Annotated in this window: 20 protein-coding genes; 6 read left to right on the top strand and 14 right to left on the bottom strand. The window is 43.5% G+C overall.

Annotated features, from left to right (window positions below):
- Nucleotides 1–386: 386 nt before the first annotated feature.
- Nucleotides 387–1979 carry a Na(+)/H(+) antiporter NhaB gene (gene nhaB / locus AB4589_RS01095; RefSeq protein WP_009848623.1) on the top strand — a complete coding sequence of 531 codons (1593 nt, stop codon included), beginning with the start codon at nt 387–389 and terminating at the stop codon, nt 1977–1979.
- Between the two features lie 131 nt (nt 1980–2110).
- Nucleotides 2111–2635, top strand: a complete 525-nt coding sequence (dsbB, locus tag AB4589_RS01090; RefSeq protein ID WP_372099111.1) for a disulfide bond formation protein DsbB — start codon at nt 2111–2113, stop codon at nt 2633–2635.
- Between the two features lie 73 nt (nt 2636–2708).
- Here the strand turns inward: dsbB and AB4589_RS01085 are convergent, their stop codons facing one another.
- Entirely contained in the window at nt 2709–3329 is a 621-nt protein-coding gene (locus AB4589_RS01085; RefSeq protein ID WP_012603553.1) for an SEC-C metal-binding domain-containing protein, read from the bottom strand.
- Nucleotides 3330–3548: 219 nt separating this feature from the next.
- Between AB4589_RS01085 and AB4589_RS01080 the strand changes: the two genes are divergently transcribed.
- Together AB4589_RS01080 and dusC are read left to right on the top strand one after the other, a co-directional pair.
- The gene (locus AB4589_RS01080) at nt 3549–4091 is read left to right on the top strand and encodes a prepilin-type N-terminal cleavage/methylation domain-containing protein (protein WP_009848626.1); all 543 of its coding nucleotides are present in this window, start codon (nt 3549–3551) and stop codon (nt 4089–4091) included.
- Nucleotides 4092–4161: 70 nt separating this feature from the next.
- A complete protein-coding gene (gene dusC / locus AB4589_RS01075) occupies nt 4162–5118 on the top strand; it encodes a tRNA dihydrouridine(16) synthase DusC (protein ID WP_017099046.1) in 957 nt (318 codons plus the stop codon).
- A 43-nt stretch (nt 5119–5161) separates the two neighbouring features.
- Here the strand turns inward: dusC and AB4589_RS01070 are convergent, their stop codons facing one another.
- The 3 genes from AB4589_RS01070 to yfbV all read right to left on the bottom strand — a co-directional run bounded on the left by AB4589_RS01070 (nt 5162) and on the right by yfbV (nt 8607).
- Entirely contained in the window at nt 5162–6628 is a 1467-nt protein-coding gene (locus tag AB4589_RS01070) for a sensor domain-containing diguanylate cyclase (protein WP_017102829.1), read from the bottom strand.
- A gap of 251 nt (nt 6629–6879) precedes the next feature.
- On the bottom strand, nt 6880–7845 hold the full coding sequence (locus AB4589_RS01065; RefSeq protein WP_371709723.1) for an ABC transporter substrate-binding protein: 966 nt from the start codon (nt 7843–7845) through the stop codon (nt 6880–6882).
- 309 nt (nt 7846–8154) lie between these two features.
- Nucleotides 8155–8607: a terminus macrodomain insulation protein YfbV gene (gene yfbV, locus AB4589_RS01060; RefSeq protein WP_017099049.1), complete on the bottom strand. Its 453-nt coding sequence runs from the start codon at nt 8605–8607 to the stop codon at nt 8155–8157.
- Nucleotides 8608–8948: 341 nt separating this feature from the next.
- On the opposite strand from yfbV, the gene AB4589_RS01055 reads away from it, so the two are divergent.
- The gene (locus AB4589_RS01055; RefSeq protein WP_017099050.1) at nt 8949–10145 is read left to right on the top strand and encodes an acetate kinase; all 1197 of its coding nucleotides are present in this window, start codon (nt 8949–8951) and stop codon (nt 10143–10145) included.
- A 146-nt stretch (nt 10146–10291) separates the two neighbouring features.
- The gene (pta, locus tag AB4589_RS01050; protein ID WP_029224061.1) at nt 10292–12457 is read left to right on the top strand and encodes a phosphate acetyltransferase; all 2166 of its coding nucleotides are present in this window, start codon (nt 10292–10294) and stop codon (nt 12455–12457) included.
- A 93-nt stretch (nt 12458–12550) separates the two neighbouring features.
- On the opposite strand, the gene AB4589_RS01045 is transcribed toward pta, so the two are convergent.
- The 10 genes from AB4589_RS01045 to moaB form a co-directional block, all read right to left on the bottom strand.
- Nucleotides 12551–13489 (bottom strand): glutathione S-transferase family protein, encoded by a 939-nt coding sequence (locus AB4589_RS01045; protein WP_102248949.1) that lies wholly within the window; start codon nt 13487–13489, stop codon nt 12551–12553.
- A gap of 193 nt (nt 13490–13682) precedes the next feature.
- Nucleotides 13683–14669 carry a murein tripeptide/oligopeptide ABC transporter ATP binding protein OppF gene (gene oppF / locus AB4589_RS01040; protein WP_004734019.1) on the bottom strand — a complete coding sequence of 329 codons (987 nt, stop codon included), beginning with the start codon at nt 14667–14669 and terminating at the stop codon, nt 13683–13685.
- On the bottom strand, nt 14666–15637 hold the full coding sequence (locus tag AB4589_RS01035; protein ID WP_017078105.1) for an ABC transporter ATP-binding protein: 972 nt from the start codon (nt 15635–15637) through the stop codon (nt 14666–14668). The genes oppF and AB4589_RS01035 overlap by 4 nt, the downstream gene beginning before the upstream one ends.
- A gap of 42 nt (nt 15638–15679) precedes the next feature.
- Nucleotides 15680–16582: an oligopeptide ABC transporter permease OppC gene (gene oppC / locus AB4589_RS01030; protein WP_004734021.1), complete on the bottom strand. Its 903-nt coding sequence runs from the start codon at nt 16580–16582 to the stop codon at nt 15680–15682.
- Nucleotides 16583–16597: 15 nt separating this feature from the next.
- Entirely contained in the window at nt 16598–17518 is a 921-nt protein-coding gene (oppB, locus tag AB4589_RS01025) for an oligopeptide ABC transporter permease OppB (RefSeq protein ID WP_004734022.1), read from the bottom strand.
- A 116-nt stretch (nt 17519–17634) separates the two neighbouring features.
- Nucleotides 17635–19266, bottom strand: a complete 1632-nt coding sequence (locus tag AB4589_RS01020; protein ID WP_017099054.1) for an ABC transporter substrate-binding protein — start codon at nt 19264–19266, stop codon at nt 17635–17637.
- A gap of 663 nt (nt 19267–19929) precedes the next feature.
- Nucleotides 19930–20403, bottom strand: coding sequence for a molybdopterin synthase catalytic subunit MoaE (gene moaE / locus AB4589_RS01015; protein ID WP_102248946.1), 474 nt, complete (start codon nt 20401–20403; stop codon nt 19930–19932).
- Between the two features lie 2 nt (nt 20404–20405).
- Nucleotides 20406–20651 (bottom strand): molybdopterin synthase sulfur carrier subunit, encoded by a 246-nt coding sequence (gene moaD / locus AB4589_RS01010; protein ID WP_017085813.1) that lies wholly within the window; start codon nt 20649–20651, stop codon nt 20406–20408.
- Entirely contained in the window at nt 20648–21127 is a 480-nt protein-coding gene (gene moaC, locus AB4589_RS01005; RefSeq protein WP_004734026.1) for a cyclic pyranopterin monophosphate synthase MoaC, read from the bottom strand. The genes moaD and moaC overlap by 4 nt, the downstream gene beginning before the upstream one ends.
- 12 nt (nt 21128–21139) lie before the next feature.
- Nucleotides 21140–21652: a molybdenum cofactor biosynthesis protein B gene (gene moaB / locus AB4589_RS01000; protein WP_017099055.1), complete on the bottom strand. Its 513-nt coding sequence runs from the start codon at nt 21650–21652 to the stop codon at nt 21140–21142.
- Between the last annotated feature and the right edge of the window lie 140 nt (nt 21653–21792).

Raw genomic sequence — 21792 nt, 5'->3', positions numbered from 1 at the left:
CAATATTAAGTTGTAATAATCATATATAAGCCGTCGTTATTCTGTAAATTTTAATCATTTCGCTGAAATATTGATTCTAGTCGGTTTTTATCACATTTTAAGTGGTATGCTTGCGCTACTTTGATCGCGTTTCTCAACAAAAAAGAGGTATTTTTAGTGCTACAGGGGTTTTCCTGTTGACTAAATGTTATCTAAGAGTAGAGTTGCGCTCAAAAATAAGCAGTGCTTGAGTTTCTAAGGGAGTGACTTGGCAAGACCACAGAACATTACATGGAATGTAGTTTTTCTAAGTCACTGTTAGTTATAGGTTTTAACTAAACCTACAACTCGATTCTCAAAATGTTGTATTGCTTGTCTATTCATAATCAACATAAAAGAGTATTAACATGCCGATGTCTCTCGGAAACGCTTTTATCAAAAACTTCCTTGGTAAAGCTCCTGATTGGTATAAACTTGCCATCATTTCCTTTTTAATCATCAACCCGTTTGTTTTTTTCCTAGTTGACCCATTCGTTGCGGGCTGGCTATTAGTGGTTGAGTTTATTTTCACTCTAGCTATGGCTCTAAAGTGCTACCCTCTCCAACCCGGTGGCTTATTGGCAATTCAAGCCGTCGCCATTGGCATGACTAAACCAGAAATGGTTTATCATGAGCTACAAGCAAACCTACCAGTATTACTCTTACTAGTATTCATGGTTGCTGGCATCTACTTCATGAAAGAACTACTTCTGTTCATTTTTACGAAGATCCTGCTCGGTATCCAATCCAAAATTCTACTCTCTGTCGCTTTCTGTGTCGCCGCAGCATTCTTGTCTGCCTTCCTAGATGCGCTGACAGTAATCGCCGTAGTCATTAGCGTTGCAGTGGGCTTCTACTCTATCTACCACAAGGTTGCATCAGGCAAGGGCACAACGTCTGCGCACGATCATACTCATGATGAAGAGATCTCTGAGCTAACTCGTGATGACCTAGAAAACTACCGCGCATTCCTACGTTCACTACTTATGCACGCCGGTGTTGGTACTGCTCTGGGTGGTGTAATGACCATGGTAGGTGAACCACAAAACTTAGTAATTGCTAAGCAAGCGGGTTGGGAGTTCGGCGAATTTATTATCCGCATGCTGCCAGTTACACTGCCTGTTTTCTTCTGTGGTATTTTAACTTGTGCACTTGTCGAGAAATTCAAAGTGTTTGGCTACGGTGCAGAGCTGCCAAATAACGTTCGCCAAATCTTAGTTGAATTTGACAACAAAGAACGCGCAAACCGTACAAAACAAGATGTAGCTAAACTATGGGTTCAGAGTGCAATCGCAGTTTGGCTTATTGTTGGCCTTGCGCTTCACGTCGCTGAAGTCGGTTTGATTGGCCTTTCAGTGATCATCTTAGCTACAGCGTTTACAGGTGTAATTGAAGAGCACTCGATGGGTAAAGCTTTTGAAGAAGCACTGCCATTTACCGCACTTCTTGCCGTCTTTTTTGCGGTTGTTGCTGTAATCATCGACCAGGCTCTATTTAAGCCAGTAATCGATGCTGTACTTCACGTTGAAGATAAAGGCGCACAGCTCGCACTCTTCTACGTAGCCAACGGTATCTTGTCGATGGTTTCTGACAACGTATTCGTCGGTACGGTTTACATCAACGAAGTTAAAACAGCTCTGGTTGAAGGCGTCATCACTCGCGACCAATTTGATCTGCTTGCTGTTGCTATCAACACAGGTACCAACCTACCTTCTGTTGCTACGCCAAACGGCCAAGCTGCATTCCTATTCCTATTAACGTCAGCACTTGCTCCGTTAATTCGACTGTCTTACGGCCGCATGGTCATCATGGCTTTGCCATATACTCTCGTATTAGCACTTGTTGGCCTTGCCGGTATTGTGTTCTTCGTAGAACCGATGACAGCATGGTTCTATGATGCAGGTTGGATCATTCACCGTACGGGTGAAGTGGTAGCTCCAGTTATCTCCGGTGGCCACTAACCCGGATTTCTATCGCTAAACACAATAGGTGCATCTAACTAATCAAAAATATTAGTTGATTAGGAAACTTATCCAAGATAAAAAGCTCTGAGTAATCAGGGCTTTTTTATTTTATTGACAGGATTAAATTCGTGAACTTTTTTGCAATGCTCAAAGACTTCTCTAAGGGACGTTTATCTTGGCTTTTACTGCTGGCTTTTATTGTCTTTTTTGAAGCATGTGCTCTTTTCTTTCAGCACGTGATGATGCTTGGCCCTTGCGTAATGTGTATCTACGAGCGCGTTGCTATGCTCGCTATCGGCATCGCAGCAATGATTGGTGCTATTGCCCCGCATAATCCGATTTCACGTTGGCTAGGTCTACTTGGTTGGGGGTTAGGTGCGTATAAAGGGTTGATGCTTGCTTTAGAGCACGTTGACTACCAGTTTAACCCATCTCCTTTCGCTACCTGTGACCTGTTCGTGACCTTCCCTAGCTGGGCACCTCTAAACCAATGGGCTCCGTGGATGTTTGAGGCCTACGGCGACTGCAGCAAGGTTGTATGGCAGTTCTTAGAAATTTCAATGCCTCAATGGCTAGTGATTATCTTCGCGGGTAACTTGGTTGCTTTCGGTTTTGTAGTGATTTCTCAATTCGTTAAATCGAAGAATGACTAACAATTAGCACATCATGTTAAGAAACGAAAAAGTCGACATTACGTCGACTTTTTATTATCTATTAACAATGCAATTAAGATTTTTTACCACAGCACTGTTTAAACTTTTTACCACTTTCACACGGGCAAACATCATTTCGGCCGATGCCCTTAAACGGATTCACACTTTGAGATTTATTTCCGAGCATCGCTTCATCCGCTGCTAGCGCAACTTCTGTCACCATCAAATCGACTTGCCCGACGAGATCATTCAAAGTTGGCGGGGTTTCTAATCCAGCCGCTTTCATTTGCTCGATTGTCTGTTCTTCATCAATCGCCAGCATGAATGTTGTTAACATTGCTTGTAGCATGCGTAATGTGCCATCTGCGATTGACGTTTCCTGCCACTGTTCTTCAATCGTCGGCCAGACCATCATAAAACCTTCAGAAAAATCGGCTAGCTGTTCAGCAAAGTTATCTGCATCAAGCACTTCTGTAAGCAAATATTCACTTCGCTGAATGAGGTTATGTTGGCGATTAATTTGCTCGGTGACTTGAGGAACAAAGTCCTGACCAGTTTCAGGAATAGCTATAGGTAACCAAGCCTCTGGGTCAAGAGGTTTAGTTGCAAGGTTAGATGCAAATATAGCACCTTCTACAAACTGGGCTGTTACGTCGTTAATTGAGTCAGGAAGACTCAATAATTGATACTTCATATTACTTCACTAGTCGGTCAATTCTGTTGTCTCCATTATACCCACAAGGCTAACAATTAGTAATTATTCGTATAGCTCTATGATTAATTACACCTACCAGTAGCCACGCAAACATTATCTTTAGTTCAATTCAGCAAACTAAACTTATTTCATTTTGAAAATTTAAGTTTGAAGTGTAAAAAGAGTCACTGAAATATTTAGTTACATATAGAATACATTATGAAACAACACCAAAATGGTTTTACTTTGATAGAGCTGGTCTCTGTCGTCGTTATTTTAGGCATACTTGCCGTTACCGCAGCTCCTCGCTTTCTAAATTACCAACGCGATAGCCATGAAGCTATAGCTCAAGGTGCTTTTTCTTCTTTTCGAACTGCGGTTAACCTTTACCACTCACAGTGGCTTGTTGATGGAGAGCCTGATTTTAATCAAGATGTCGATTATGGTGAAGGCAGCGTTTATCCTTCATCGACTGGTTTTCCAATCGCTGTTGATCAACTACCGATTAATTCGGGGACTGCAATTAGAGGGAGTGACTGCGCAAGGCTTTGGCGGGCGCTCATGAATACTGACCTCACCGTTAGAGATCACGGTAGCTCAGTATTCCCTTCAGAAGAACCGATCGTTGCTTGGTATACATCAGATCCAAGCTGCTATTACTACTACACTGATGGTTACTCGCTAGGCGAAGATTTACCAAGGCTCAACTACTTCCCTCTAACCGGTGAAATAACTGTTACGTCAGATTCACCTAGCTCATAGTGACAAGCTTTTAACTTGCCCGTACAATCACGCGTCTTAATTTTCGATCCATTCAGTTTCGGTAAAGCAAATGCGAGTAATACTTGGCCCTATGGAGGGCGTTTTAGACCATCTAATGCGTGAAATTCTCACAGAGATCAATGATTACGATCTCTGTGTGACGGAATTTGTGCGCGTAGTTGATCAACTTCTTCCTCCGCATGTTTTTCACCGTATTTGCCCTGAATTGCATCAAGGCTCTCAAACCATGGCTGGTGTTCCAATCCATCTCCAGCTTCTAGGACAACACCCAAATTGGATGGCCGAGAATGCTTTTCAAGCTGCTAGTTTAGGCGCTAAAGGCATTGATCTTAATTTTGGTTGCCCTGCAAAAGCGGTAAACAAAAGTAATGGCGGTGCGTCACTGCTAAAAGAACCAGAACTCATCTATCAAGTGGTGAAGTCTTGTCGAGATGCGGTGCCAGCACACATTCCCGTATCTGCAAAAATTCGATTGGGTTGGGAGCACCCGGAAGAGTGCTTTGAAATTGTCGACGCTATCGAACAAGCAAAGGCAGACGAACTCACTGTGCATGCAAGAACCAAAGTTGGCGGCTATAAAGCCAGCGAAATTAAATGGGATTACATCAATCAAATAAGAGAAAAAACGTCTCTACCTTTGATTGCTAATGGGGAAATCTGGAACTATCAAGATGGTCAAGATTGCATAGAAGCCACTGGCGTCGATTCATTGATGGTCTGTCGTGGCGCTTTCAACATTCCAAATCTTGGCAACGTCGTTAAGCACAACCACCCAAAAATGCCGTGGAATAAAGTCATCGAACTTTTGCTACGCTATTCAGAGTTTCAAATAAAAGGGGACAAAGGCATGTACTACCCCAATAGAGTGAAGCAGTGGTTTGTTTATCTAAGTAAAGGCTACCCTGAAGCGAACGAACTATTTAAAGAAATTCGCACTTTCAAGAAAGCGCCACCTATTGTGGAGCGCCTTCAGCGTTATCAAGAGGAACATCGCCAAACTGTGTGAGTTAGTTCCCCTTCTTCTCTAACACAGAAGTTCAATAGCGTGGTTAAAATACGATGCGGTCTTTACCTGTCGTCTTAGCCACGTACAACTTTTCATCCGCGTGTTTGAATATCTCTTCAAAGCTTAGGTTATTATGCTCAGCTTCAGTAATACAAACACCACCAGAGACAGTAAAACCATTAGGTACAATGTTAGCTGAGTTTGCACAGACAGCATTTTTAACACGCTCTAATGTCCTCATTAACGTTTCACGATCATCACCTTTAAGATAAACGACAAACTCTTCACCACCAAACCTTGCTGCTACATCACTACTTCGAATGCTATTACTTATCTGGCGGGACATGTAGCGAATAACATCATCCCCTTTGTCATGCCCAAAGGTATCATTAATCAACTTGAAATTATCAATGTCAAATACAGTCAAGGCGAATAACTGGTCATGCTCCACACTGCGCCAAAAAGCTTCCAATCCTCTGCGATTTAGCAGCCCGGTCATCGGATCTTTAGCTGCTAGCTCTTTGAAGTAACCACGTTCAATATTGGAGTTAACGAAGAAAAAGAGCGTTACAGAGAATAGATATACGATGATAGCGACAATCAGACTGTCTTTCTCGTAGACAAAAAAGTGCTCTACCTCTTTGGCAAAATCTAATTCGTAGTACATCGCGTGATGAGAGGTGACTCCTTCCAGTTGTATCGCGCGATAGAAAGTAGCGCTATCAACCGGATTAACCAAGGTGGTATCAATAATATCGATTCTACCGGCTAAGTGCTCATTCGAACTCGCAAGCAATTTACTGGCGTCAATCTCAACAGAAAGCATTCCTTGATGTATCCCCTTATGAAACACCGGAATCGTCATGCTTATCATACGGTCAAGAGAGTCAAATCGATACGCAGGACCCGTTAAAGTCAATTGTTCTGGATTGTTGGCGGTTCTTTGCCAATACGGGCGGCTTTTTATGGTCGAAAGTAGTTCTTTCCCTAGCTCTTTAGCAAAGTCTTCTGGCGAAGAGATCACATACCCACGAGTATCAATAAAGTGTACGCCGTTGTGATATTCATCAAGCTGGGACAAAAATGAAAGAATTGGCGCGAGAGCAATTTTTTCTGACGCACTTTTATAGCTATCACTGGTTTCATTACAAAGGGGTTCTTGACCAACCAACATATAGTCGATATCGACAGAGGGGATATCTGCGGTTTTTCCGTCAGCAAGAAGTAATACGTCGATGGGCCAAATTCGGCAAAGACCATCAACCACTTGCTTATTGTGATCAAGGAAAAGAGGGTTTCCTGATTTGTAGTAATTAGAGAAGCTGTAATCTAGAGCGGTAACAATTTTGGTCGTTCGTTTAAACACTTCTTCAATACGCTGAAACTCACTGCTGATGTCTTTTTCAACCGCATCAAAATAATTTTTTCCTATCAGCCCAAGTAACATGGTCGCGATCACAGCGGGAAAGCCGAAGACAAAGGTAAGGCTAAAGTGCCTATTTACTTTCATAGAATGTGCTCTTAGCGCTCAGTTATTTTCATTAGTTCCATTAATATTATGACATTAATCGACAGCCCTCTCGATGTAAAATAATGTAAGTTGGTATTAACGATGCACCTATCGGGTAAATAACTACTTAAAAATGAATAAAATAGATCGCAGCTAATGGTGAGAGTCGACTAATGTTGTTCATTATGATGGTTTAAGTCCCTGTTAACAAAGTGACTTATCAAACATGATTTTTTTGATGTAAATACCTATTAACGACTGACTATCGCACGATCAACCACAGACTTAGGTAGCGTCAAACCAAGCATACGAGCGGCATCTAGGTTAACTACCAACTGAGAGCTTTGAGCCGTTTTAACACTCAACTTCCCTGGTTTTTGTCCGTCCAAAATAGCGGCCACATAATCAGCGGTCTGCACCCCAACGTCATAGTAATCTAGACCTAACCCAGCTATTGCTCCCTTGCCAACATAAGACGTTGCTCCTGCAACCACGGGTGTGCCAGCTTGGTTTGCTGCATTTATAAGTCCTTCAATACCGCTTGCCACCGTGTTATCGGTTAGCGCGTAGATAACATCAGATTTTTTAGCCACGGATGCTGTTTTTTCTTCTACATCATCGATAGTCAACGCTTTAGCAGTATGCAAAGTAAAGCCAAAGTCTCGTGTAGCCTGCTTTAACAGCCCTACTAAAGCAACAGCATTTGCCTCTGCTGGGTTATAAACCACACCGACTGAAACTGCATTGGGGAGTAGCTCTTTAATAAGAGATACATGTTGGGAAATAGGTGATAAGTCAGAAAGGCCCGTGACATTTCGTCCCGGCTGCTCCAATTGTTTAACAAGTCTTGCTCCGATAGGGTCTGTCACCGCGGTGAACACAATCGGGATCGTTCGAGTCGCTGAAACCAACGCTTGAGAGGTCGGTGTCGCGATGCCAACTAATACATGAGGGTTCTCACTAACTAACTCTCTGGCTATTTTTGCTGCCTGAACGGGATTGCCACCAGCCATTTCATAAGAAAACTCTAAATTTTTACCCGGTTCGTAACCTTTTGCTCTCAATCCTTCAAGAAGTCCTAGACGTGTTGCATTCAGATCTGGATGGTCAACAACTTGTGAAACCGAAACTTTGGCAACGTTCGCCATGACATTGCTTGTCCATAGCAACAACAGACAACTTACGACCGCTGCCAATACCTTTTTTACAGAACTCATTATCGCTCCCTGAATCAAGCTCTGCTCATTATTGCTCGCTCAAAGAGAACAACATCACTATTGATATTATTACCTGTAACCATTGATGACTTGAAGTTATATTTAACAAAAACACAACAAGGCTCGAAAAATGCGTGAAATAGTGAAAGGCAGAATTTGAAAAGTAAGAAACTACATGAGTAGTAAGAGAAAAAAGGAATGAGGGGGAGCGAGATGAATAAAAACGAAGTGAAAATATTAAAGTCAAACCTGAGAACAAACCATCAATGAAGAATAGTTGCTCTCAGACAAGAGGAGAGTTGAAACTCATTAGAACCAACGTTCCATTGAGGATTTATCCAGCTGACGAAATGCGCGATTTAAAATGATCGCCAATTCTTTATAACGAGGGCGCGACTTCATTGGCTCTAACGCAAAACCCGTTTCAGTGATCTTCTCATGAAGTTCGCGATACCACGAGACTAGCGCAGGTGGAAGTTGTGTGTTTGAGCGATTACCTAACCACCACATGCCTTGAAGCGGTAAGCTGATTGCAAACAAAGCCATGACCACAGCTTGTGGCATCGCTTGGTAATTATTAAAGACCATTTGTGTAAGAACACTAATAGCAGCAATCGCAGGCATCACTTTCACGCCAAAACGGGTCGCTTTAATAATGCGCTGTTCTGGGAAGATCGCGTTTAACTCTTTTCGGACGGGCCAGAGATCCATGTACTTTTGGCCATCTTTTAAACTACTAGCTAAACCAACTCTATTGCTCATATGAGTCTCCCATTAAAAAAAAGTTGAAATCATCAACTAAAAACACAAAAATTTGACGAAAAATAATATTCTTTCAAATTTTTTTGTTATATTTGCACAATATCGCTATTATTTGCAGGCCTCAATCTCATTGTTGCCCTTATTTACAATTTAAGCAACTTTGAGAAGACTTCTGCAAGGAATGCACAAGCCTCTTTTTGATAAAGAGCGCTTTCACTTTATACGGAAATTAACGTTTTTTTGACCAAGGTTAGTACGCAAGCCTATGTGCTTCGACTATTCTTGAGATTAATTTTCATCCTTAACTGATTTCGATCAGAAAAATAAACAGGTAGTCATTAATGTCTAAGCTAGTTTTAGTTTTAAACTGTGGTAGTTCTTCTCTTAAATTTGCTGTAGTTGACGCAGTATCTGGTGACGAGCATCTAACAGGTCTTGCAGAATGTCTGCATCTTCCTGAAGCTCGTATCAAGTGGAAACTTGATGGTAAACACGAAGCTCAACTAGGTAATGGCGCAGCACACGAAGAAGCACTAGCCTTCATGGTAGAAACTATTCTTGCTTCTAAGCCAGAACTTTCTGAAAACCTTGCAGCAATCGGTCACCGTGTTGTGCATGGTGGTGAAAACTTTACTTCATCAGCACTAATCACTGATGAAGTAATTAAAGGTATCGAAGATGCAGCGACTTTCGCTCCTCTTCACAACCCTGCGCACCTTATCGGTATTAAAGCAGCTCAAAAATCATTCCCAGCACTAAAAAACGTTGCTGTATTTGATACTGCTTTCCACACGACAATGCCAGAAGAAGCTTACCTATACGCGCTTCCATACAACCTATACACAGATCACGGTATTCGTCGTTACGGTGCACATGGTACATCTCACCTATTTATTACTCGTGAGTGTGCCACGCTTCTAGACAAACCTATTGAAGAAGTTAACATCATTAACTGTCACCTAGGTAACGGCGCATCTGTTTGTGCAGTCAAGAATGGCCAATCTGTAGATACTTCTATGGGCCTTACTCCTCTTGAAGGTCTTGTAATGGGTACTCGCTGTGGCGACCTTGACCCTGCTGTTATGTTCCACCTACATGACAAACTTGGCATGAGCGTTGATGAAATCAACACAATGTTCACTAAAGAGTCTGGCCTACAAGGTCTAACTCAAGTAACTTCTGACTGTCGTTTCGTTGAAGACAACTACGGCGAGAAAGAAGAAGCTACTCGTGCAATGGACGTATTCTGTCACCGTCTAGCTAAATACGTTGCAAGCTACACTGCAACCCTAGAAGGTCGCCTTGACGCTATCGTATTCACTGGTGGCATCGGTGAAAACTCAGCGCCAATCCGTGAAATGGTTCTTAACCGTCTTGCATTCTTCGGTATCGAAGTAGATAGCGCAGCTAACCTTAAAGCTCGTTTCGGCGGCGAAGGTACTATCACGACTGAAAACAGCCGTGTACCAGCAATGGTTATCTCTACTAATGAAGAGCTAGTGATTGCAGAAGATACAGCTGAACTAGCAGGTCTTTAATCGAATTTTCTGACTAGCTTCACTCGACGCTAGTCAGATTTTTATCTAAGAAAAATGGGGCTCAACTTTTATTCCTACCCCTATATAAATGTTGGTAGGAACAGGAGTTGAGCTTTTTTCATTCCAATAGTTAAAGGTACTCCTCAATGTCCCGTACTATTATGCTTATCCCTACAAGCGCTGGTGTTGGTCTTACTAGTGTAAGCATGGGTGTTCTTCGCGCGATGGAGCGCAAAGGCGTAAGTGTTTCGTTCTACAAACCAATCGCTCAACCTCGTAGCGGTGGCGATCAACCAGATCTAACATCAACTATCATTAGCACAAACAGCGACATCAAGATTGGTGAACCAATTGCGATGACTAAAGCTGAAGCGTTGATCGGTAGTGAAAAAATGGATGTACTTCTTGAATCTGTTGTTGAGCAATACAACAAAATCAACAAAGACGCTGAAGTAACGCTAATCGAAGGCCTAGTCCCTACTCGTAAGCACCCGTTTGCAAACCAAGTGAACGCAGAAATCGCAAAAACGCTTGGCGCAGAGATCGTATTCGTTGCGACTCCTGGTACTGACAACCCTACGCAACTTAAAGAGCGTATCGAAGTAGCATGTTCTAACTTCGGCGGTACAAAAAACAAGAATATCAAAGGCGTAATCATCAACAAGCTTAATGCTCCTGTTGATGAAGCTGGTCGTACTCGCCCTGACCTATCTGAAATCTTTGATGATGCAGACAGCGCTCAGCAAGCGAACCTTGAAGTAATGCAAATCTTCAATTCTAGCCCTATCCGTGTTCTTGGCTGTGTGCCATGGAGCATCGACCTAATCGCAACTCGTGCGGTTGATATGGCTAAGCACCTTAACGCTGAAATCGTTAACGAAGGTGAAATCTCAACTCGTCGTATTAAGAGCATCACTTTCTGTGCACGTTCTCTACCGCACATGATTGAGCACTTCAAGCCAGGTTCACTGCTAGTAACTTCTGCAGACCGTCCTGACGTTATCGTTGCTGCGGCTCTTGCTGCGAAAAACGGTGTTGAGATTGGCGCAATCCTACTGACTGGCGGTTACGACATTCCAGAAAGCATTGCTAACCTTTGCGCACCAGCATTCGCTTCAGGTCTACCGATCTTCAAAGCTCAAGGTAACACTTGGCAGACGTCTCTAAACCTACAGAGCTTCAACCTAGAAGTTCCTGCTGACGATAAAGAGCGTATCGAGTTCGTTAACGATCACGTTGCAAGCCACATTGATGGCCCTTGGATTGATTCTCTATCTGAAGGTACTCAAGGCATCCGTCGTCTAAGCCCACCAGCATTCCGTTACCAGCTAACTGAATTTGCTCGTAAAGCGGCTAAGCGCATCGTTCTTCCTGAAGGTGACGAGCCACGTACAGTTAAAGCTGCGGCTATCTGTGCTGAGCGCGGTATCGCAACGTGTGTACTTCTAGGTAACCCTGAAGAAATCCGTCGCGTTGCAGCGCAGCAAGGTGTTGAGCTTGGCGCTGGCGTTGAGATCATCGATTCTGCATCAGTTCGCGAAAACTACGTAGCTCGTCTAGTAGAACTTCGTGGCGCTAAAGGCATGACTGAAGTTGTTGCTCGTGAGAAGCTAGAAGACTCAGTATTCCTAGGTACTATGATGCTTGAAGCTGGCGAAGTTGACGGCCTAGTTTCTGGTGCTGTTCACACAACGGCGAACACTATCGTTCCTCCGTTCCAGATCATCAAGACTGCTCCTGATGCTTCTATCGTATCTTCAATCTTCTTCATGCTTCTGCCTGATCAAGTGCTTGTATACGGTGACTGTGCGATCAACCCAGATCCAACAGCTGAACAGCTTGCTGAAATCGCTATCCAATCTGCAGATTCTGCTGCGGCATTCGGTATCGACCCACGCGTTGCTATGATCTCTTACTCTACTGGTGAATCTGGTAAAGGTGCAGACGTAGATAAAGTGCGTGAAGCAACCAAACTTGCTCAAGCGAAACGTCCTGATCTAGTGATCGACGGTCCTCTTCAGTACGACGCAGCAATCATGGAAAACGTAGCCGCTTCTAAAGCGCCTAACTCTCCAGTTGCAGGTAAAGCGACAGTATTCGTATTCCCAGACCTAAACACGGGTAACACGACTTACAAAGCGGTACAGCGTTCAGCAGATCTAGTGTCTATCGGTCCAATGCTTCAAGGTATGCGCAAGCCAGTAAATGACTTGTCTCGTGGCGCTCTAGTAGACGATATCGTTTACACAGTAGCTCTAACGGCTATCCAAGCAGACCAAGCAGCTCAAGCTGAAGAAAAAGTAATTAACTAATTTTTCTTTTGTAGAAAGCAAAAAACCCTAGATTCTTATCTAGGGTTTTTTTATATCTAACGCTTAAGGTTACTTGATGCTCTTAAGATTAATCTAACCTCGCCCATGGACTGATTCTAAGTCTAGCGCAGGTCCTTTCGGCACAACTTGGGTTGGGTTTATACCTGTATGGCTGTAATAATAGTGGCGCTTGATGTGATAAAAATCGGTCGTCTCTTTAATGCCTTCGACCTGGTAGAGCTCTTTTAAGTAGCCCTGAATATGGACGTAGTCTGAAATTCGCTGCTTATTACACTTAAAGTGCCCAACATAAACGGCATCAAATCGAACCAGAGTGGTAAACAAGCGCCAATCCGCTTCTGTAATCTCGTTACCCGCTAAATAGCGATGTTCGCTAAGGTGAGCGTCTACTTTGTCTAAGGCTTCAAATAACGCACCATACGCTTCTTCATAAGCTTCTTGTGTGGTTGCAAAGCCAGTACGATAAACACCGTTGTTGATGCTTGGATAGATGTAGTCATTCCACTCATCAACCTTCTTAGCCAATTCCCACGGATAGTAGTCATCCGTATTGCCTGTTAACTCATTAAATTCTGAGTTGAACATGCGGATAATTTCAGAGGATTCGTTGCTCACGATGGTGTTGGTTTTCTTATCCCATAGCACAGGCACCGTCACTCTACCCGAGTAGTCAGGTTTGGCTTGAGTGTAGATTTGATGCATGCGCGTATGGCCGAACAGAGGTTCAGGTAACCCCATTTGCCAACCATCACTCATCATGTCTGGGCAAACAACCGTCACGTCAATGTGATCGGTTAGGTCTTTAAGCTCTCGGAAGATAAGGGTGCGGTGCGCCCAAGGGCAAGCCAATGATACGTACAAGTGATAACGGCCGCTTTCAGGCTGAAACTGCGCGGACGCTTTATTCTCTACCCAGTGACGAAAGCCTGCATCTTCGCGAACAAACTTGCCACCGCTTTCTTTGGTGTCATACCAAACGTCATGCCAAACACCTTCAACTAACTTACCCATATCCAAACCTCTGTCATCCAAACTTTTCTCTAGTATAAAAAAAGCCAACTTTTTCAAAACTAGAAGAAGTTGGCTTAGTTGTTCAAATAATTTGATGAAGGTGAAGATCCTCGAATACGTAAGCATAAAAAAAGCGCAACCTATAAAAAGTTGCGCTTAAGCCTGTCACAGGCTGAACCGTATCAAACGGGTTCTAGACTTGTACGTGCAAGCAAGATACTGCGTGTACGTCATCGCCTTGAATGGTTGGCTTGGTTTGCGCGCAGGCCTCGGTTGCTTCAGGGCAACGAGTACGGAACACACAACCCGATGGTGGGTTGATTGGCGATGGTAAATCACCTTCCAACATCTGAATCGTTTTGCTGCGCTCTAAGCGAGGGTCTGGGATCGGAACTGCAGACATCAATGCTTTGGTATATGGGTGCTTAGGATCTGAGAACAAGGCATCTGATTCACCTAGTTCAACAGCATTACCTAAGTACATCACCAATACACGGTCAGAGATGTGTTTCACAACCGACAAATCGTGCGCGATGAATACCAAAGACAAACCTAACTCTTTCTGTAGTTCCATAAGAAGGTTTACTACTTGAGCTTGGATAGAGACATCCAGAGCAGAAACCGGCTCATCACAGATGATCATCTTAGGCTTCAAGATAAGTGCACGTGCGATACCGATACGTTGACACTGGCCACCAGAGAATTCATGTGGGTAACGGTTGATTACGTTTGGTAGTAAACCAACCTTTGCCATCATCTCTTTAACTCGATCTTTCACTTCCTGTTTAGAAAGCTCTGGATAGAAAGTTTGTAGAGGTTCAGCAATGATGTCTCCAACTGACATACGTGGGTTAAGCGATGCTAGTGGGTCTTGGAAGATCATCTGAATCTCTTTACGAGTCTCACGACGCTTCACTTCCTGCATCTTAGTCAGGTCTTGACCTAACCACATAACTTCGCCTTCAGTTGCCTCCACTAAACCAATAATTGCGCGCGCAAATGTTGATTTACCACAACCAGACTCACCTACCACACCTAGCGTTTCACCTTCGTAAAGATGAACATCCACACCATCAACGGCTTTAAGGTTTGATGGTTTCGCCCAAGGCCAAGCAGACTTAGCCGCAATGCTAAAGTGAACCTTAAGGTTTTTAATATCTAATAGTAATTCTTTACTCATTTTGTCCAAGTCTCCCAATCAGAAAAACAAGCACGCTGACGATCTTTTGCAAATGGCTGCAAAATCGGTGCTTCTTGCTTACAACGGTCCATTACTCGATGACAACGATCTTGGTAAGGACAACCTGTTGGCAGGCGAAGTAAGTTAGGTGGGTTACCTGGAATCGTCGGCAGAATTTCACCTTCGGTATCCAAACGAGGAATTGCTTTAAGCAGGCCTTCCGCATAAGGGTGGCTAGGCTCGTAGAAGATTTCATCTACTGTGCCGTATTCCATGGTACGGCCAGCGTACATCACTAGAACTTTGTCACAAGAACCGGCAACGACACCCAAATCATGGGTGATCATGATGATTGCTGTATTGAACTCATCTTTAAGCTCGTTCAGCAATTCCATGATTTGCGCTTGAATGGTTACATCCAACGCCGTTGTTGGTTCATCAGCAATCAGTAGTTTTGGACGACATAGCAAAGCCATTGCAATCATCACACGTTGACGCATACCGCCAGAAAATTCGTGTGGATACATGGTAATACGTTTACGTGCCTCAGGGATTTTAACCGCTTCCAGCATACGTACTGATTCTTCGAACGCTTCCGCTTTGCCCATGCCTTTATGCAGCATAAGCACTTCCATCAACTGATCACATACTTTCATGTAAGGATTCAGTGACGTCATTGGATCTTGGAAGATCATCGCGATCTGTTCAGCACGGACTTTGTTCAGTGCTTTCTCTGGTAGATTGAGAATCTCATTACCTTCAAACTTTGCACTGCCTGAGATGATGCCGTTCTTAGCCAGCAGTCCCATCAGTGCAAATACCGTTTGAGATTTACCCGAACCCGACTCACCAACAATACCCAGCGTTTCGCCTTGATTGAGTGAGAAGTTCAGGTCGTTTACTGCGGTTACGATACCATCTTGCGTGGTAAATTCGACGCGCAGATCTTTGACATCTAATAAGCTCATTATTGCTTCCTTAATCTTTTATAGCTTTTAATTGCTATTTCTTTATCTGTCTTTTGGATCAAGCGCGTCGCGCAGACCATCACCTACGTAGTTAAAGCAGAACAGCGTAACTACCATAAATGCCGCTGGGAATGCCAGTTGCCAAATAGCAACTTCCATTGTTTGCGAGCCTTCTTGTAACAGCGCGCCCCAACTTGTCATAGGCTCTTGAACACCAAGACCAAGGAAAGATAAGAATGATTCAGTAAGGATCATGCTTGGAATAAGGAGCGTTGAGTAAACCGCAACAATACCCAATACGTTCGGTACGATATGACGTGTAATGATTTTCCATTTACTGACACCACATACGTGCGCAGCCTCAATGAACTCTTTACTACGTAAACTCAACGTTTGGCCACGTACAATACGCGCCATATCGAGCCAAGCAATCGCACCGATAGCAACGAAGATAAGTACGATATTACGACCAAAGAATGTCACCAGTACGATAACTAGGAACATGAATGGCACTGCGTATAGGATCTCTAGGATACGCATCATCACTCGGTCAGTGCGACCGCCAATGAAGCCTGAAGCCGCACCGTAAAGCGTACCTATCAGTACCGCTACGAATGCACCCATCACACCAACCATAAGAGAAATACGGCCACCAATCATCGTACGAACGTATAGGTCACGGCCTAAACTGTCGGTACCAAACCAGTGATCAGCATTTGGGCCTACGTGCATTGCGTACCAGTCAGTATCATCGTAAGCATGCTGTGCCAACATAGGTAAGAAGATTACCGATAGCACCATAACAATTAGAATGAACAGACTGATCATTGCGGCTTTGTTGCGCATAAAACGAATACGCGCATCCTGCCACAAGCTACGACCTTCAATTTCCAAACTCTCAGAGAATTTTTCGATCGCTTCTAAGTTTTCTTTTTTCTTCAACATAACCATGCGTCCCTGCTAGTAGCGAATTTTCGGGTCAATAAGCGCTAGTAAAATATCAACGATTGCGTTGAACAAGATGAATAGGAAACCAATCAAAATGGTTACACCCATTACTAACGAATAATCACGGTTAAACGCGGCGTTAACAAACAGCTTACCGATACCTGGTAGGCCGAAGATGGTTTCAACAACAACTGAACCTGTGATGATACCTACGAACGCAGGCCCCATGTATGAAACAACAGGTAGCATTGCTGGCTTAAGCGCATGTTTAAGAACGATATAACGGTAACTTAGACCTTTAGCGCGAGCGGTACGGATAAAGTTACTGTTTAGGGTTTCAATCATGCTACCGCGAGTGATACGAGCAAAGGTTGCTACGTATAGAAGAGACATCGCGATAACGGGTAGGACGATGTACATGTACGTACCACCGTGCCAACCACCTGCTGGAAATATATGCCAGTGTAGCGAGAATAGGTAGATAAGCGCTGGTGCCAACACGAAGGATGGCATCACCACCCCAAGCATGGCGGTCGACATTATGGTGTAGTCGATCCAGGTGTTGTGCTTCAAGGCGGCAATGGTTCCGACCGTTACCCCCATCAATAATGTGAAGATAAAGGCAACAAAGCCTACCTTCGCAGATACTGGAAGTGCAACCGCAATCAGCTCATTTACTGTGTAATCTTGGTATTTAAAAGATGGACCAAAATCACCCTGAAGGATGTTGGTCAAGTACGTGGTGTACTGTTCAAATACAGGTTTATCTAAGCCATATTTAGCTTCGATGTTAGCCATAACTTCTGGCGGTAATGGACGCTCGCTTGAAAACGGGTTACCCGGTGCGAAACGCATAAGAAAGAAAGATATAGTGATCAACACCAACATGGTTGGAATCGCTTCAAATATCCTTTTCATAATGAATTTAAGCATAAACTCACTCTTTCAGTCTGTGACAATTAAAATTAGAAAGACGCTACATGCGCGCCCTGCGCATGTAGTGTCTGTATCGTTATAGTTATATTAACTTTTTAGAATCGAAGCGTTTATTATTCAGCTTTGATGTAGAGATCTTTTGAGTAGATTTTATCTTCCGCATTATTAGTTGGGAAGCCACCTACATGTGGGTTAAGTAAACGCGTTTTAACGTACTGATAGATAGGAGCAATAGGCATATCGTTCGCCATTAGCTTCTCTGCTTCTAAATACAGTTCGTTACGTTCTTGTTCTGAAGTGGAGTTAATAGCCTTGTCTATCAAAGTGTCATAATCACGATTTCCCCAATGTTGGCCGCCTGTCGTATTAGCACTTACCATCAAGGTCAAAAATGTAGACGCTTCATTGTAGTCACCACACCAACCTGCACGAGCTACTTCAAAGTTGCCAGTATCTTTAGAAGATAGGTAAGTTTTCCATTCTTGATTTTCAAGTGTAACCTTAAGACCCAGTGTCTTCTTCCACATAGAACCTAGTGCTACAGCAACTTTCTTGTGATTCTCATCAGTGTTATATAAGAGGGAGAACTCAAGAGGATTGTCTTTTCCGAAACCCGCTTCTTCAAGAAGGCGCGCCGCTTCAGCATTACGTTCTTTTTGAGACATTTTACCGTATTGAGGAAGCTCAGGTTCGAACCCAGCAGTAATTTCCGGCGTGAGGAAATACGCAGGTTTCTGTCCTTGCCCCATGATTGCACCAGCGACTATGTCACGATCAATCGCATAAGAAATAGCCTTACGTACACGAACATCATCGAAAGGCTTTTTCTTAGTGTTAAATGAGTAGTAGTAGCTACAAAGGTTACCCACAACGGATAGATCTTCTGGATGTTCTTTTTTCATACGCTTGAAATGCTCAATTGGCAGATCATCTGTAAAATCGATTTCACCAGATAGGAAACGGTTCATTTCCGCTACTTGGTTTTCGATTGGCAGGAACGTGACTTTGTTTAGAACAGTCTTATCATTGTTCCAGTATTGGTCGTTACGCTTAAGTACTAGGCGTTCGTTAACAACCCATTTATCAACAGCAAATGCACCATTACCAACAAAGTGATCTGGCTTAGTCCATTGGTCACCGTACTTTTCAACAGTTGCTTTATGTACTGGCTTAACTGTTGTGTGGCCCATCATCATTACGAAATATGGTACCGCTGTATCTAGTTCAACAACAAGCGTGTTTGCATCTACAGCTTTAACACCTAGCTCACTCTTGTCTTTCTTACCCGCTACGATGTCTTTCGCGTTCACCATCTTGGTATATTCCATGTACCAAGCATATGGAGAAGCAGTGGCAGGATCGACTGCACGTTGCCAGCTGTAAACGAAATCTTCAGCTGTTACAGGATCGCCGTTAGACCATTTTGCATCTTTACGTAGGTGGAAAGTGAATGTTTTGTTGTCCGTCGTTTCCCAGCTTTCGGCTACACCTGGGATTGTATTACCTTCGCCATCTTGGTTCACTAGACCTTCTAGAAGATCACGAATTACGTGAGATTCTGGTACACCTTGAGATTTGTGTGGGTCGATAGTCGCAACTTCAGTACCGTTACCGCGAACAAGTTCCTGAACTTTTGCTAGTTCTGTGCCTGCTGGAACTTCAGCAGCGATAGAAAGAGTAGAAGTGGCAGCCACTGCCAAACCAGCACCTAGAAGAAGGGCCTGAGTGATTTTATTCTTGTACATTTAATAAACTCCAAGTTTTACGTATTGCATCCATGACTTCTTTGCTAAGTTCACTGAACGGCAGTGATTTAGATTTATTTAGCTCAAAATTTAAGCATAAAAATCTAAAACCTTACAAAGATTGAGGCACACACTATCAACCATTGAAGTAATTTGCCATAAACAAGTCGCAAAAAATCGGATAATTCTCCGAATTACTCAAGGTCACAGTGTAAATCTCTAATAAAAACCTAATGAATAGTTAATTACACATAGGAATTAATTAAAAAACAGCCTTTAGTGTTGATGTATCTGAATTGATACTTTTATTTAGCATCTTATGCTAGAACACTGTCGGCAAATTAACATTAATGCCACATGAAATCTAATTGCACATCACATATCCCCTAAATAGACTGCACTATTTGTGAGGATTATCACTTTATACAAAACAGCATAAAGCACTGCACCAAAACAGATTTGGAAATGCACCAAGACAGACTAAATCACGCGTTGAATTCATATGCAACTTGACTGCTTAACCATTTATTAAAGAACCTTTTATTTATAAATCACTTTGTAGCACGCACAAAAAAACCGACGTCAAACGTCGGCTTTCTTACTATCTACGTCCCAATCTGAAATACGCTTTCACGTTAAGATCGAAACACGCTATGGAGTGGATTACTTCTTCCAACGCTCCGCTGCTTTCGCGTCGGAGTCTCGAGAGTCAACCCAACGAGTCGCCTCAGTAGTACGTTCTTTTTTCCAAAACGGCGCTTTGGTTTTCAGAAAGTCCATAACAAACTCACACGCTTCGAAGGCAGCGCCACGATGTGCACTGGATACACCAACGTAAACAATCTGGTCACCGATATCTAGGTCACCAACGCGGTGAATCACTCGCATCTTCTGGATAGGCCAGCGCGCTTCAGCTTGGTCACAGATCTCACTCAGAGACTTCTCTGTCATACCCGGATAATGTTCTAGAGACAAACCAATCACGTTGTCGCCAAGGTTCATGTCGCGAACTTTACCTACAAACGTCACAACCGCTCCCGCAGCCGTACCTTGAGCTAGATAATCGTATTCGTCACCCACAGAAAAGTCTTCAGCAGTCACTAATACTCTTGGATCAATAACTCGAGAGTCATTCATGGTTAACCTCCAGTAACTGGTGGGAAGAAAGCCACTTCGTCGCCGTCTTTCACTTCAGTCGTCAAAGGTACAATTGATTGGTTGAGTGCTGCCAGCAGCTTGCCCTCTTCCAATGCGATATCCCATTTGCCTTCTTGTGTTACAAGGTGGCTACGAATCGCTTCAATAGTATTGTATTGCGCATCGACCTCTAGGCTATCAACACCGACAAGTTCACGAGTTTGTGCAAAGAAAAGTACCGTAATCATGATTCCACCTTGAAGTGACCTGATTTACCACCTGTCTTCTCTAGCAGACGTACGTTCTCGATAACAATGTCTTTCTGAACAGCTTTACACATATCGTAAATCGTCAGTGCAGCAACAGAAGCAGCCGTTAGCGCTTCCATTTCTACGCCTGTCTTACCAGCAAGCTTACATACCGATTCGATACGAACCTTGTTTTCAGACTCAATGGCTTCAAGTTGTACTTCTACTTTAGTCAGTAGCAAAGGGTGACACAGTGGAATCAAGTCCCACGTCTTCTTCGCTGCTTGGATACCAGCAATACGTGCCGTTGCGAAAACATCACCTTTATGGTGGCTGCCAGAAACAATCAGCTCTAGCGTTTCTGCTGACATTTGAACGAAAGCCTCTGCTCTCGCCTCACGTACTGTCTCTGCTTTAGCCGATACATCGACCATGTTCGCTTCGCCAGACGCGTTAATGTGTGTAAATTGGCTCATGCTCAATCCACCTTATACAGAAAGATGTGGCATGAAATTGCAAGGACGGTGACTCGCATCCATCTGTTGCTTGATGATCTTAGTCCAACCTGTACGGCACGCACCTGTAGAACCTGGCATCGCAAAGATAACCGTGTGGTTAGCAAAACCCGCAATCGCACGAGATTGAATCGTTGATGTACCAATCTCTTCGTAAGACACTTGGCGGAAAAGCTCACCAAAGCCTTCTACTTCTTTGTCGAATAGTGGTTTAAGTGCTTCAGGCGTGCTGTCACGAGAGGTGAAGCCCGTACCACCAGTGATTATAATCGCTTGAACGCTTTCGTCAGCAATCCACTGAGATACGATCGCACGGATCTTGTACATGTCATCGATAACGATTTGCTTATCAACCACGTTGTGGCCTGCTTCTTTAGCATGCTCAGCTAGGTAACCACCTGACGTGTCATTTTCTTCTGTACGAGTATCTGAAACGGTTAGTACTGCGATGTTTGCTGCTTGAAATTTGCTTTCTGCGTGACCCATTTGTTCACCTATATAAATTTTTCAATTATGAGGGCGTGTTGACCTTTCGTGATTAAATTTTGTTCGAGATAAAAGCGTTTTAATCGCGGCGAGGGGGAAGTAGCCTAGTCATTCTAAGCAAATCTCCCTCAACAAAGAGT

Source organism: Vibrio sp. 10N.222.49.A3, from assembly GCF_041475145.1.
In the GTDB taxonomy this organism is placed as follows: domain Bacteria; phylum Pseudomonadota; class Gammaproteobacteria; order Enterobacterales; family Vibrionaceae; genus Vibrio; species Vibrio tasmaniensis_A.
This window is presented reverse-complemented; position numbering and strand designations above follow the sequence as displayed.